This is a genomic window from Pseudomonas putida, assembly GCF_050989985.1.
GTDB lineage: Bacteria > Pseudomonadota > Gammaproteobacteria > Pseudomonadales > Pseudomonadaceae > Aquipseudomonas > Aquipseudomonas putida_AI.
Genome location: NZ_CP158815.1, coordinates 3,688,855 through 3,702,849 on the forward strand (window position 1 = coordinate 3,688,855; position 13,995 = coordinate 3,702,849).

The 13,995-nt window shown below is 59.9% G+C and carries 14 protein-coding genes; 8 read left to right on the forward strand and 6 right to left on the reverse strand.

Going from position 1 to position 13,995, the window contains the following annotated elements; genetic code table 11:
- Positions 1–123: 123 nt before the first annotated feature.
- Entirely contained in the window at positions 124–2,502 is a 2,379-nt protein-coding gene (locus ABTV29_RS16960) for a tetratricopeptide repeat protein (RefSeq protein WP_433765644.1), read from the forward strand.
- Between the two features lie 263 nt (positions 2,503–2,765).
- Positions 2,766–3,266 carry a hypothetical protein gene (locus ABTV29_RS16965; RefSeq protein WP_433765645.1) on the forward strand — a complete coding sequence of 167 codons (501 nt, stop codon included), beginning with the start codon at positions 2,766–2,768 and terminating at the stop codon, positions 3,264–3,266.
- Between the two features lie 75 nt (positions 3,267–3,341).
- On the opposite strand, the gene ABTV29_RS16970 is transcribed toward ABTV29_RS16965, so the two are convergent.
- Together ABTV29_RS16970 and ABTV29_RS16975 are read right to left on the reverse strand one after the other, a co-directional pair.
- The gene (locus tag ABTV29_RS16970) at positions 3,342–3,821 is read right to left on the reverse strand and encodes a DUF934 domain-containing protein (RefSeq protein ID WP_433765646.1); all 480 of its coding nucleotides are present in this window, start codon (positions 3,819–3,821) and stop codon (positions 3,342–3,344) included.
- Positions 3,818–5,491: a nitrite/sulfite reductase gene (locus tag ABTV29_RS16975; RefSeq protein ID WP_433765647.1), complete on the reverse strand. Its 1,674-nt coding sequence runs from the start codon at positions 5,489–5,491 to the stop codon at positions 3,818–3,820. The genes ABTV29_RS16970 and ABTV29_RS16975 overlap by 4 nt, the downstream gene beginning before the upstream one ends.
- 364 nt (positions 5,492–5,855) lie before the next feature.
- Here ABTV29_RS16975 and ccoN point away from each other — a divergent pair, with 364 nt between their 5' ends.
- The gene (gene ccoN / locus ABTV29_RS16980) at positions 5,856–7,283 is read left to right on the forward strand and encodes a cytochrome-c oxidase, cbb3-type subunit I (RefSeq protein ID WP_433765648.1); all 1,428 of its coding nucleotides are present in this window, start codon (positions 5,856–5,858) and stop codon (positions 7,281–7,283) included.
- A complete protein-coding gene (locus tag ABTV29_RS16985; RefSeq protein ID WP_433765650.1) occupies positions 7,283–7,504 on the forward strand; it encodes a cbb3-type cytochrome c oxidase subunit 3 in 222 nt (73 codons plus the stop codon). The genes ccoN and ABTV29_RS16985 overlap by 1 nt, the downstream gene beginning before the upstream one ends.
- Before the next feature lie 148 nt (positions 7,505–7,652).
- On the opposite strand, the gene ABTV29_RS16990 is transcribed toward ABTV29_RS16985, so the two are convergent.
- The 4 genes from ABTV29_RS16990 to ABTV29_RS17005 form a co-directional block, all read right to left on the reverse strand.
- Complete coding sequence (locus ABTV29_RS16990) at positions 7,653–8,147, reverse strand: hypothetical protein (protein WP_433765651.1); 495 nt, start codon at positions 8,145–8,147, stop codon at positions 7,653–7,655.
- 89 nt (positions 8,148–8,236) lie between these two features.
- Entirely contained in the window at positions 8,237–8,758 is a 522-nt protein-coding gene (locus ABTV29_RS16995; protein ID WP_433765653.1) for a GNAT family N-acetyltransferase, read from the reverse strand.
- A gap of 191 nt (positions 8,759–8,949) precedes the next feature.
- Entirely contained in the window at positions 8,950–9,933 is a 984-nt protein-coding gene (locus ABTV29_RS17000; protein WP_433765655.1) for a LysR substrate-binding domain-containing protein, read from the reverse strand.
- 73 nt (positions 9,934–10,006) lie between these two features.
- Entirely contained in the window at positions 10,007–10,447 is a 441-nt protein-coding gene (locus ABTV29_RS17005) for a carboxymuconolactone decarboxylase family protein (RefSeq protein ID WP_433765657.1), read from the reverse strand.
- Positions 10,448–10,748: 301 nt separating this feature from the next.
- On the opposite strand from ABTV29_RS17005, the gene ABTV29_RS17010 reads away from it, so the two are divergent.
- The 4 genes from ABTV29_RS17010 (at position 10,749) to ABTV29_RS17025 (ending at position 13,814) form a co-directional block, all read left to right on the forward strand.
- The gene (locus ABTV29_RS17010; protein ID WP_433765659.1) at positions 10,749–10,946 is read left to right on the forward strand and encodes a hypothetical protein; all 198 of its coding nucleotides are present in this window, start codon (positions 10,749–10,751) and stop codon (positions 10,944–10,946) included.
- Between the two features lie 386 nt (positions 10,947–11,332).
- Complete coding sequence (locus ABTV29_RS17015; protein WP_433765661.1) at positions 11,333–12,766, forward strand: PLP-dependent aminotransferase family protein; 1,434 nt, start codon at positions 11,333–11,335, stop codon at positions 12,764–12,766.
- Positions 12,767–12,890: 124 nt separating this feature from the next.
- Positions 12,891–13,184: an antibiotic biosynthesis monooxygenase family protein gene (locus tag ABTV29_RS17020; protein WP_110962613.1), complete on the forward strand. Its 294-nt coding sequence runs from the start codon at positions 12,891–12,893 to the stop codon at positions 13,182–13,184.
- A 219-nt stretch (positions 13,185–13,403) separates the two neighbouring features.
- Entirely contained in the window at positions 13,404–13,814 is a 411-nt protein-coding gene (locus ABTV29_RS17025) for a cupin domain-containing protein (RefSeq protein ID WP_433765662.1), read from the forward strand.
- The last annotated feature ends 181 nt before the right edge of the window (positions 13,815–13,995 follow it).

Here is a 13,995-nt window from a genome sequence, read left to right on the forward strand (position 1 = left end):
CATCGTTGACGTCCATCGCGAGCATGCTCGCTCCTACAGAGGAGGTGCCGGCATTTGACAGGTGTGTAACATCCGACAAAGCTGCATTGAGCATGAACGCGTACCTTGACTACGGAAGTCGTAATGCCGACACATAAAAACAAAGCGCCAACCGCAACGCCTGATTCCCGAGCAACCCTGATCAACCGCTACCTGTTTCCCGTCACCATCGGCGTCCTGCTGCTGGCCGTCGCGGGCATCGGCTGGTTTCTGTTCGGCAGCCAACCGGCACCTGTGCCCCTCGCCCCCGTCAGCAAACCCGCCGTGCAACCGGTCAAGCCGCAACCGGTGGCCGCCGCACCTGAGACAGCACCCGCAACCATGGTCGACGAACAGCAATGCCAGGGCTGCCACAGCGCCCAGGTCAAGGACTGGCAAGGTTCCCATCACCAGTTGGCGATGCAGGCGGCCAGCGCCGACACCATGCTCGGTGACTTCAACGACGTCACGTTCAAGGCGGAAAACGAAACCACCCGCTTCTCGCGCAAGGACGACGGTTTCTGGGTCAACACCCCCGGTATCGATGGCAAGAACGCCGACTTCAAGGTCGCCTACACCTTCGGCATCGCGCCGTTGCAGCAATACCTGATTGAAGTCGGCGATGGCCGCCTGCAGGCCCTGGGCGTGGCCTGGGATACCGAGAAGCAGCGCTGGTTTCATCTCTATCCGGGCCAGGGCGTGACCTTCAAGGACCCGTTGCACTGGAGCAAGCCGAGCCAGAACGCCAACTTCATGTGCGTCGAGTGCCACACCACCGGTTACAAGCGCAATTTCGATGCGGCGAAAAATACCTTCGACAGTCAGTGGAACAGCCTCGGTGTCGGTTGCCAGGCCTGCCACGGACCGGCGTCCAACCATCTGCAATGGACGGCGAAAAAGACTGACCTGATCCACGCAGGATTTGCCGTCGACCTCAAGGACAAGAACGCCACCGTCGAGATCGAAACCTGCGCCCGCTGCCACTCCCGCCGCGCGCCACTGGGCGATGGCTACACCGTCGGCAAGCGCCTGATGGATGACTATCTGCCGAGTACCCTGACCCGCGAGTTGTACGCCCTGGACGGCAAGATCAAGGATGAGGTGTTCGAACACGGCTCCTTCGCCCAAAGTAAAATGTTCGACAAGGGCGTGCGTTGCAGCAATTGCCACAACCCCCACAGCACCCAACTCAAGGCGCCCGGCAACGGCGTCTGCCTGCAATGCCACAACACGGCGGGCAAGACCACGGTCGAAGGCGTCGACGGCAAGGGCCTGCAAGCGAAGAACTACGACTCCATCGAACACACCCGCCACACCATGGGGCAACCGGGTTCGCAGTGCGTGGATTGCCACATGCCCGGCAAGTTCTACATGGGCAACGACTTCCGTCACGACCACAGCTTCAGCATCCCCAACCCCGAACGCGCGCAAAAGCTCGGCACGCCGGACGCTTGCCTGACCTGTCACCAGGGCAAGGCCGGGGACGATGCCGGTGAAAAAATCACCGAGCAATTCAAACTGTGGAGCGCCGAAAGTGCGGCGCAGGCCCCGCGTTACGATGAAAGCCTGTGGCTGATTCGCAACGGCCAGGCGGGTGCGGCACAAGCCTTGTACGAGCAATTGCAGCGCAGCAACCTGCCGGCGATCCAGCGGGCGACCTTGCTCAACGAGCTGCCTGCCTACCCCAGTGAACAGGCGCTGAAACTGGCAACCAAAGACCTGAACAACCCGGCACCACAGGTGCGTGAAAGCGCCGTGCATGCGCTCAGCGCGTTCCTGCCGCCACCGGAACGCGCGCCGCTGCTGACGCCGTTGCTGAACGATCCGGTGAAAGCCGTGCGCATTGCGGCGGCGCGGGACTTGCTCAGCGTGGCACGCAGTGGCCTGGGCACGGCGCAGGAAAGCTGGAACAGCGCCATCGCCGAGTACGAGGCGGTGCAACGGAGCCTGCTCGAACGCGCCGAAGCCAACCTCAACCTGGCGCTGCTGTATCAGGCCAGTGGTCGCAATGGGGAGGTTGAAGCGCTGCTGCGCACCGCACTCCAGCGTGATCCGGACTTCTACCCGGCGCTGGTGACACTGGTGCAGTGGCTGGAGGCCAATGGCCGCAGCCAGGAGGCGCAGGCGCTGCTGGCGCAAGGCCTGAAAGAACACCCCGACGCCGCCCTGCTGCAACACACCCAGGGCCTGGCGCTGGTACGCGCCGGCCAATCGGCGCAGGCCATGTCGTACCTGCACAAGGCTGCGCAACTGGAGCCACAGACCGCGCAATACGGTTATGTGCTGGCAGTGGCGCTTCACGACAGCGGCAAGGTGGATCAAGCCTGTGAAGAGCTTGAGCGGTTGTTGAAGGTCGATCCCACCAACCGCAATGCGCGCCTGGCGCTGATCCAGTACTACCTCAACAACGGGCAGGAGCCCAAGGCGCAGGTGCTGTTGCAGGGCTGGAAGAAAATGAACATGGGCGATCCGGCGCTGAAATGAGCCCCCTTCAACTGTAGGAGCGAGCATGCTCGCGATGGACGAAAGAGTGCCGCGGGGTATCAGGCAGCCAGCGTCATCGTTAACGAACATCGCGAGCATGCTCGCTCCTACAGATCACTCCTGATTCCATTCGATTTTGCGTGATATCACTACGCCACTAGTGATAGAGTTCGCGTCGCTGCAAATACCCCCTTTTTTACTTCGAGGCCTGCATGAAGCCTGCCTCGGCCAATGACGGCAAAACCCAGTCTCAAGGATCTACCATGCAAACCCTGCGCAAGCTGATCACCCTCTCGGCCCTGACCACTACCCTCCTGATGTCGGGCTGCGCAAGCATCGTTGGCGACAGCAAATACCCGGTAAACGTATCGAGCACCCCAAGCGGCGCCAACTTCATCATCACCAACAAGGCCGGCGTTGTCGTGCATAACGGCGCCACACCCAACACCGTGACCCTGCCTTCGGGTCGTGGCTACTTCAAGGGTGAGACCTACACCATCACCTTCAAGAAGGAAGGTTTTGCCGACACCAGCACCACGCTGGATACCAGCATGAGCGGCTGGTACTGGGGCAACATCCTGCTCGGCGGCGTGATTGGCATGCTGATCGTCGATCCGATGACCGGCGCCATGTACAAACTGCCTGAGAACGCAGCCGGTAACCTCGGCAACCCAGTGGCTGGCGAAGCGCCGAAAAGCCTGACCCTGCTGGAAATCGATCAGCTGTCGCCAGCCGATCGCGCGGCGCTGGTTCGCATCAACTGATCAAATCGAGAGATCGCAGCCAATAGCAGCTCCCTCAGGAACTGCCGCTGGCTGCGATCTTTTGCTTTCTGGCGTTTACCGCCGCCGAAACAACGGCCTGGGTTCAATCACCGAACGCCCATACAACACGCTCATCCCCGCCAGCCCTTTCAGCGCATCCTCCGCGGATTTGTCTTCGCGCACGGCGAAACTGTCGAAACCGCACTGGCGCATATGGCTCAGCTGATCACGCAGTACATCGCCGATGGCGCGCAACTCGCCGGTCCAGCCCAATCGGGTACGCAGCAGATAGGCCTGGCTGTAGGCACGGCCGTCGCGAAAGCTGGGGAAGTCCAGCGCAATCAACGGCAGTTGGGTGAACCAGGGCTTGAGAGCTTCCAGCTCATCGTCCGGCCCCAGCCACACCGCCTGTTGCTGCGGGTTTTCCAGCCACTTGGCCAGCGGCAGAATCAATGCCCCCATCGGCAATGGCGCCTCCACGTCCCTGACCAGCGTCCACGAATCTTCGTCGTCGATACGCGCCACGCCCTCTTCCAGCCGCAACAGATTGTTCATGCCGACACCTCCAGCGCTTTGGGGTAAACCGACTCCTTGAACGGTTCAAGGCCAATGCGTTGCACGGTGTCGACGAACAGTTCTTCGCTTTCGCGGTAACGCACGAAGGTCTCGACGATGCGCTCGATGACGTCGGGTACTTCACTGGCGCTGAAGGATGGGCCGATGACTTTGCCCAGTGCGCTGTTCTTGCCCTGGGCGCCGCCGAGGGTGATCTGGTACCACTCGCTCCCGTTCTTGTCGACGCCGAGAATGCCGATATTGCCGATGTGGTGGTGACCGCAGGCATTCATGCAGCCGGAGATGTTGAGGCTGATATCGCCCAGGTCGTGCAGGTAGTCGAGGTCTTCGAAGCGCGCGGCAATGCCCTGGGCGATGGGGATCGACTTGGCGTTGGCCAGCGCGCAGAAATCGCCACCGGGGCAGGCAATCATGTCCGTGAGCAAACCGACGTTGGCGCTGCCCAGATCGTGCTCGCAGGCCAGGCGCCACAGCGCGAACAGGTCAGCCTTGGGCACGTCCGGCAGGACCACGTTCTGTTCGTGGGCGATGCGGATTTCGCCGAAACCGAAGCGCTCGGACCAGTCGGCAATCGCTTCCATCTGCGCCGTGGTGACATCGCCCGGTGGCGCGCTGATGCCGGGTTTGGTCGACAGCACCACGCTGACATAGCCCGGTACCTTGTGCGCCTGCACGTTGCGCAACACCCAGCGCGCGAACGCCGGGTTCTGCGCCATGTGGGTACCGAACTGCAGATCGGTGCCGGCCAGTTCACGATAGTCCGGCGCGACGAAGGCACTGGCGACGCGTTCGAACTCATCGAGGGTCAGTTGTGCCGGGCCGTCCTTGAGGTACTGCCACTCCTCCTCCACTTCCCGGGCGAAGGCTTCGATGCCCAATGCCTTGACCAGGATCTTGATCCGCGCCTTGTACTTGTTGTCACGCCGGCCATGGCGGTTGTACACCCGCAGTACCGCTTCGACGTAGGACAGCAAGTGTTGCCACGGCAAGTCTTCGCGGATCTGCAAACCAAGGATCGGCGTGCGCCCCAGACCGCCACCGACGATCACCCGCAGCAGCATTTGCCCGTCTTCACCGGGATAAAGATACAAGCCGATGTCATGCATCATGATCGCCGCCCGGTCCTGCTCGGCGGAGCAGATAGCGATCTTGAACTTGCGCGGCAGAAACAGGAACTCCGGGTTGATGGTCGACCATTGGCGCAGGATTTCGGCCAGCGGACGCGGGTCGATCATTTCGTCCGCCGCGACCCCGGCGAAGGCTTCGGTGGTGATGTTGCGCACGCAGTTGCCGGAGGTCTGGATCGCATGCATCTGCACCTCGGCCAGGCGCTCGAGGATCTCCGGCACCTGGGCCAGTTCGATCCAGTTGAACTGCATGTTCTGGCGGGTGGTGAAATGGCCGTAACCGCGATCGTAATCCCGGGCGATGCTCGCCAGCGTGCGCATCTGCCGGGCGCTCAACGTGCCATAGGGAATCGCCACCCGCAGCATGTAGGCGTGTTTTTGCAGGTACAGGCCGTTTTGCAGGCGCAGCGGCAGGAACTCTTCCTCGCTCAATTCACCGGCCATGTAGCGCTCGACCTGATCGCGAAACTGCACAACCCGCTCGAACACCAGCGCCCGGTCATAGTCGTCGTACTGATACATCTGGCTACCTCATCAGGGTTAGGCACAATCTCCTGTAGGAGCGAGCCTGCTCGCGATGGAGTCAAAGGCAACGCGTTTTTCCAGGATGTTCGTGTTTTCGTTGACGTCCATCGCGAGCAGGCTCGCTCCTACAGGGGTTGCGTCAGGAGTCGGGCTCTGCGGCTCGTTTCGAGGTAGCGACTATGGACCTGTGCTGATTTTCATTACAGATTCAGATATTCGTGAAAAAACCGTATCAGAGGTAGAGCAGTCCAGCTCGCCTCGCTGCTGATCTGATCCGCACAAATCAGTTTTCCCTGAGTCTGTTTTGAATTTGCCGGTGTTTTTACAGTTGCCCGACTTTGCAACCGTGGAAGCATTGAGCATGAGCACAGCAACTCTCGGACAGGCCTACAACTACAAGGTCGTCCGCCAATTCGTGGTGGCCACCGTTTTCTGGGGCGTCGTGGGGATGGCGATGGGGGTGTGGATCGCCTCGCAACTGGTATGGCCCGAAATGAACCTCGACCTGCCGTGGACCAGCTTTGGCCGCCTGCGACCGTTGCACACCAGCCTGGTGATTTTCGGATTCGCCGGCAGCGCACAATTCGCCGCCAGCTACTACGCACTGCAGCGTACCTGCCAGGTGCGACTGTTCTCGGACACCCTCGCCGCCTTCACGTTCTGGGGCTGGCAGTCGGTGATCGTGGTGATGCTGATCAGTCTGCCGCTGGGCTATACCACCACCAAGGAATACGCCGAGATCGAATTCTCCGGCGCGGTGTGGATGACCGTGGTCTGGGTGGCCTATGCCGTCGTGTTCTTCACCACGCTGGTGCGGCGCAAGACCAAACACATCTACGTCGGCAACTGGTTCTTCGGCGCCTTCATCGTGGTGATCGCGATGCTGCACGTGGTCAACCACCTCTCGATTCCGGTGAGCTGGTTCAAGTCCTACCCGGTGTATTCCGGCGCCACCGATGCCATGGTGCAGTGGTGGTACGGGCACAACGCCGTGGGCTTTTTCCTGACCACGGGTTTCCTGGGGATGATGTATTACTTCGTGCCGAAACAGGTGGGACGGCCGGTGTACTCGTATCGCTTGTCGATCGTGCATTTCTGGGCGCTGATCACCCTGTACATCTGGGCCGGCCCCCATCACCTGCACTACACCGCGCTGCCGGACTGGGCGCAGTCGCTGGGCATGGCCATGTCGCTGATCCTGCTGGCACCGAGCTGGGGCGGGATGATCAACGGCATGATGACCCTGTCGGGCGCCTGGCATAAATTGCGCACCGACCCGATCCTGCGCTTTCTGGTGCTATCGCTGGCCTTCTACGGCATGTCGACCTTCGAAGGGCCGATGATGGCGATCAAGACGGTCAACGCCCTCTCCCACTACACCGACTGGACCATCGGCCACGTGCACGCCGGGGCCCTGGGCTGGGTGGCGATGATCACCTTCGGCGCGACCTACCACATGGTGCCCAAGGTCTTTGGCCGTGAGCAGATGCACAGCACGCCACTGATCAACCTGCACTTCTGGCTGGCAACCATCGGCACCGTGCTGTACATCGCCTCGATGTGGGTCAATGGCATCACCCAAGGCCTGATGTGGCGCGCGATCAACGACGACGGCACGCTGACCTATTCCTTCGTCGAGGCTTTGCAGGCCAGCCATCCGGGGTTCGTGGTGCGTTTTGTCGGTGGCGTGTTCTTCCTCGGCGGCATGTTGCTGATGGCCTGGAACGTGTGGCGAACGGTGCGGGTAGCCGACGTGTCGATGGCCGAGCGGGAGGCGCGGATCGCCTGATGATCGAGATCGCACTGAATGTTCTGGGGGTCGTGGGTCTTTGGCTGGCGGTCGAATACTGCTTGAAGCACCACAGCGCCGAGAGTCTTGATGAGGCAAGCCTGATCCCCTTTGCGGATGATCCGGACGTGGCGCGGCGGGTGGAAGCGGCTACCGGCAAGACCATCAATGCGGTGGCGCCGGAAGTTGAGAAGCCAGGTTGGGGCAACCTGGAAATCTGAAGCACACCCCGTTCAATGTGGGACACCCATCCACTGTGGGAGCGAGCTTGCTCGCGATAGCGGTCTGTCAGTCAACACTGATGTTGCCTGTACCGCCGTCTTCGCGAGCAAGCTCGCTCCTACAGGGATAGGTGTAAGGTCAAAGTATTCAGCTGCGCTCGCGAGGAATCAGGCTCTGCAGCTGTTGGGCGAGAAAATCCGCATCGAATGCAAAAGTGTCCGGGTCCTTCAAGCCATTGGTCTTGCGCCACTGCCAGTCACTGGACGGTGGCACGCAGACCAACGAAACGCTGCCATAACGCGCGGCGGTAAAGCCCATGACCGCGAGCGAGATCTGCCCGCTGACACCCATCACATCCGGCACGAACTCCACCGGCTTGCCGGTAATTACAATGGACAGCTTCTCGGTCCTGAACGTCGACGTTTCGACCGGCACGCTCGGCCCGGACGCAATATACGGCTCGCGCCTTACCTCCAACAGGTTGGGCGCCAGCACCGGCTCCAGCCACTGCTGGATCTGATCGAACAACTCATCAATGCGTGTCGCCCACACGGCCGATTGCGACTCGAACACTTGCTTTTTGTGCGCTTCGCTTTCTGCGTAATGGCGAAGCATCTCGCCCAGTTGCTGTACGTCGTCCATTGCGATGTTCCTTAGGTTGAAGCGGTACTGCGGACTTTCAGCATGGCAGATGCGCACTGCTCGCGTACGACAAAACGCCGGGAGGTCGTTCAAGCGTGATCGGGCATCTGCCGAATGCGCGCCATGCTCAAGACGTCGACCCAACGGCCCTCGCGCAACCCGTAGTCGCGCAACAATCCTTCGGTCTCGAAACCGAATTTGCGATACAGGCCGATGGCGGGTTCATTGTCGACATACACCGTCAGTTCGACACGGCGCAGGTTCATCCAGTTGTCGGCAATATCGAGCGCCGCCGCCAGCAGTTTCGAACCCACGCCCTTGCCTTGCCAGGCCCGCGCAACGCCCATGCCGAAGCTGCCGGCGTGGCTGCGGCGAATGCGCGAAAACTGTTCCAGGGTCAGGTTGCCGATGACAGCGCCTTGATGCAGCGCTACCAGTTGCACGACCCGTTCGTCATACGCCGCCAGGCGCTTGCGCCAGATCTCGCTGGACAAAAACGGCATTTGCAGCGTTTGACGCAAAACCGCAGGTTCGTGGTAAAGCGCGGTAATGCCTTCGATGTGGGATTCGTTGAGGCGTTCAAGGGTGATGACGGGCTCGGTGACAGGCATGGGTGATTCATCCTTGATGCAGACATGGCCGGTCACTCTACCTTGCCGCTCTCCTGGCTGACGAGAGCCCCGCATTACCTTGTAGGAGCGAGCCTGCTCGCGATGGGCGTCAACGATAACGCTGGCAGCCTGACACCCCGTGGTGTTCTGACGTACATCGCGAGCAGGCTCGCTCCTACAGTTGATCTGAGTCAGCTTTGGAACCACTCCTGCCGCTCACGGAAGGTGCCATGGATCAACTCCACCAGCATCTGCACCTGCGCCTCGCTCTGGGACTCGGCATTTACCGCCATCCACACCTGGCGCTGCATCGGCTGGCTGAACAGCTCCGGCAGGCCGATCAACCCGCGGTCGAAGCGGCTCATGTACCCGGGCAACAGGCCAATGCAGGCACTGCAGCGGATCATCTCCAGCATCAACCCATAGGCGTGCAGCTGCACGACCCCGGCCAGTCGCTGATCGACCAGCGAATTCCACGGCCGGAAGCTGTCGATCTCGCGGTCCTGCTGCCATTGCACCAGGAGGAAGTCGGACAGGTCCTCCAGGTTGTCGGGACGCGAGGCCGCCCGTGAATAGCGCTTGGCGATGTGTGGCAGATAGTCCAGCCGCGCCAGGCATTCGGGCTCGGCGGTGGCGAAACTCGGCCCCGGCAGTGGCGCGTCGGTGCTCGCCAGCCACACCACCACATCGGCGCTCACCGCTCGCAGGGCCAACTCGCTGTCCAGGCTGATGATGTCAAGGCGAACGCTGGCATTGCGTCGCAGCAACGCCACCAGGTCGCGACCGAGAATGTCGTGCAGTATCGATTCGGCGACGGCCAGGCGTATCCGCGGCTGTTCGATGACCGGTAAATCACGTTCGTGGGCCAGCGCGATCAACTGTGCCTGCAACTGCAGCCCGTCGCGGCTGAGGGCTACGCCGTTGTCAGAAGAGCTGAATAACGTGCAATGCAGTTGCGACTCAAGCCGGGCCAATTGCTTGCGCAGCAGGGTCGACTTGATATTGAGGCGGCGAGCCGCCTGCATGTAGCAGCCGCAGCGGGCGGTGACGCTGAAGCACTGCGCCGACAGCGGATCAATCCCGGCCGCACGGGCGCGCCAGTCGGTGGAGGTGGTTTCGAGAGGCGCGCGGTATTGCGCGATGAATCGCTGGCCGGCCGGCTCCATGAATGACATTGATGACTCCCTGTCGATCGATCACTGGGAGCTCCATCCTGCGCATCGTTCATGAAGCAGATATGACAGCCGCTCAGGTGCTGGGGCTTTGCCGGAAGCTCACCGCCAGCCGGTTCCAGCTGTTGATGGTGGTGACGGCGATCGTCAGGTCCACCAGTTCGCCTTCGCTGAACTGCTCCCGCGCCTGTTCATAGACGTCATCTGGCACGTGGTTTTCCGACAGCAGCGTCACCGCTTCGGTCCAGGCCAGGGCGGCGCGCTCGCGCGGGTTGAAGAAGTTGCTGTCGCGCCAGACCACGATGGAATACAGGCGCCGGTCGCTTTCACCCAGGCGCCGGGCATCCACCGAGTGCATGTCGGTGCAGAACGCACAGCCGTTGAGCTGCGACGCGCGGATCTTGATCAGGTGCAGCAGCGGCGCTTCGATGCTCAAACTGCTGGTCAGGGCCTCCATGGCAATCATTGCCTTCATCGCCTTGGGGGAAGCGCTGTAATAGTCCAGTCGAGGGTTCATGGCAGGCCTACGCAATCGGGTGAGATATCTGAAGATTGGCACATGTACAGGGTGACGCCAGATCCAATAATGCGAAAAACCAGGGGACCACTTTATTAATGTGGCAACCAAACTAACAGCCGACTCCACGCCCGCCTTGAATTACCGCCTGCAATTTCCGGCAAGTTTACCAACTCAACTTCAAACCTATGTATTGGTCACCTCGATAACTGCGAAATTGGATATTTCTTAAGGCGTCATTCGCTACATAAACTGGCGCCGTCATCCAGACACTTCCAACTTCACTTCGAAGGAAAACATCATGAAAAACTTGGTTATCGTAGGCAGCTTGTTGTGCGCAGCGTTCAGCGGCCTGACTTTCGCCGAAGGTGGCAGCGATCGCCTGATCGAACGCGCAAACGCCCGTACTCAAGAGCTTGCCGCACAAAATGAACGCATCCGCAACGACAACCGCAGCACAGTTGAACGTGAGCAAACCCTGCCAGCCAAAGCCAGCTGAAGTGATTGATTGGCAATGGTCCGCACCCTGACTCATCCTTGCAGGATAAACCTCTTGCAGGGATGAGCATATAAAACGGAGTTGCCACAGATAGAAAAACAAGCATAAAAAAGCCCTGCAATAATCATTGCAAGGCTGATGGTGGAGATACCAAAACTTTAAATAATTTATAACTTTCTACGCATCCATTGATTAACTTTAACCTGGCACCAGCCTAATGGTTAATGTCCTGTTGACCAATAGCCAATTCGCCGAATTTCCCGCAGACCACCCTTCGCTAGTCCAATTCAGCGTTTTTTCCCTGCACAACTTCATTCCCGAAGGCCAATCCGGGTAATCTTGCGCAACGCACGCCGCGAACAAGATCACCGCAGGAGCCTGTCGGAATGGAACTACATGTTGTCATTAACGGCCGCAAGGATCTGGCGGGCCAGTTGTACAACCAACTGCGCAGCGCCATCGAGTCGGGCCGCCTGGCAGCAGGGACGCAGCTTCCACCCAGTCGCTTGCTGGCCGAACAACTGGGCATTTCGCGCAAGACCATTTCCGATACCTACGCCCAACTGACCTACGAAAACTTCCTCACCGGGGTCATCGGCAAGGGCACCTACGTCAATGCCCGGGCCTCGAAGGTCGAACGCAAGCAGAACCCTTCCGAGCTGGCCGGTTTCGAGGTGATCGAGTCCTGGCGCAGCTTGCCGGTGTTCCTGCGCCACCCGACGCTGGAAGGCTCGTTGCGTTACGACTTTATCGGTGGTGCCACGGGCAAGGGCCAGTTCCCCCAGGACGACTGGCGACGCTGCACGGCCCACGCCTTGCGCCAGATTGCCTCGTCCAAGGGCTTCTACAGCCTGGCTGAAGGCCTGCCGGCGCTGCGTAATGCCATTGCCCGGCACATCTCGTTTTCCCGAGGGGTCAATTGCCAGGATGAAGACGTGGTGGTGTGCAACGGCGCCCAGCAGGCCCTGGACCTGATTTCCCGCGTACTCACCCGCCCCGGCAGCATCGTGGCCATGGAAGACCCCGGATATCCGCCGGCACGCCTGCTGTTCGGCACCCACGGCGCCACGGTGATTGGCGTACCGGTGGACGCCGAGGGCATCCAGGTGGACAAGATTCCCCTGGGCACGCGGTTGATTTACGTCACCCCTTCGCACCAGTTCCCCCTTGGCATGCCCATGAGCCAGGAACGCCGGGTGGCGCTGCTGGCCAAGGCCCATGAGCTGGGTGCGATCATCATCGAGGACGATTACGACAGCGAATTTCGCTACGAAGGCCGCCCCACGGACTCCCTGCAGAGCATGGATGAGCGCGGGATCGTCGCCTACGTCGGGACTTTCTCGAAAACCCTGCTGCCGGAACTGCGCCTGGGTTACGCGATCCTGCCGCCGGCGATCCTCGAAGCGGTGGTGCGCGCCAAGCAGCTCACCGACCTGCACACCTCGACCCTGCCCCAGTGGGCGCTGGCCAAGTTCATCGCCGAAGGCTGCCTGCTCAAGCACATTCGGCGCTGTCACACCATTTATGCAGGCAGACGCGAGCGAATCCTGGCACGCATGGCCGATGATCTCTCGCCATGGCTCGAAGCAGTGCCGACCAGGGCCGGTTTCCATATGGTGGTGCTGTGCAAGGTGCCAATCGACGTGCCACTGGTGATCGAACTGGCGAAAAAAGTCGAAGTCGGGCTCTATGCCATCGACAGCTTCTACTACCAGCAACCGCCCCAGAACGGGCTTTTCCTGGGCTTTGGCTCCATCGAGACCCTGGACATCGACATCGCACTGGATCGGCTGCGGGACATATTGCAACAGGTCGCCTGATGGATTGGTCTGCCGCTTTATCCGGCGATTGGCTATTGGTTGTCCGGGGGTGCAGGCCTATCCTGCAAGGGTGTCATCCTTCAATGAGCAGGATTCGTCCGGCCTGATCCAGGAGTGTGAGCCAATGTCCTACAAAGTGATCAATACCGTAAAGGTGCAGGCCGTCGCCGGCCGCTCGGAAGAACTGGGTAAGCAACTGCAAAAGATTGTCGACACCCTGCGCGAAACACCGGGCTGTGATTCCTATATGGTCGACCGCTGCCCCGAGGACAGTAACCGCTGGACCGTCAGCGCCCACTGGCAATCGGAAGCGGCAATGCAATCGCATTTCAACAGTCCCGAAGTACAAGGCTTCATCGATCTGATCGATTGCCAACTGGCCAATGCCGTGGACTTCAACAGCTTTCCGATTCGCTAAAAAGCACCCTGTAGGAGCGAGCCTGCTCGCGATGGAAGCCGACGCACCGCGGGCATTCTGGCAACCCGCGTTATCGTTGACGACCATCGCGAGCAGGCTCGCTCCTACAGGTTTCTCGAAAAAATTGGTCCCCTTGCCTTCCTGAATATTGGCTGTTTGTTTACCACCCGCGGCGGACTAGATTTGTTCCTGACAACTCATCCCACGCAGGTATTGAACATGAACGTTTTGCGCTTCTGTGCCACTTCTCTGGTTGCCCTGACCCTGACTGTTTCCGCCTCGGCCTTTGCCCATGACCCGTCGGAAAAGGTCACGATCCTGCAGGACCAAATGCTGAAAAACGTACCGGGCAAAAAAGCACTGATGATTGAAGTCGATTACAAGCCAGGCCAATCGTCCATTGCTCACAAGCACGACGGTACCGCCATGGCCTACGTCCTCGAAGGCAACATCACTTCTCAAGTCAAGGGCGAGAAGGAAGTGACTTACAAGGCCGGTGAGTTCTGGTACGAAGCGGCGGGCTCCGAACATCTGGTCTCGAAAAACGCCAGCAAGACCAAGCCTGCGAAGTTGCTGGTCTTCATGGTTTTGTCGCCGGACGAGCAAGTACTTGTCCCATTGAAAAACTGATCGCTGAGCGAACAGCCATAAATAAAAAGGCCCGAATCGCTGATTCGGGCCTTTTTATATCCGGTGGCAATTACCCCGTCTTCTTTAAATCAAACAAAAACTACCGTCACCCTGACAACCATACACAAGGGTTATTTCATTAAATAATTACCGGTTTAGTCTTTAGTGACCGCCGACGAAC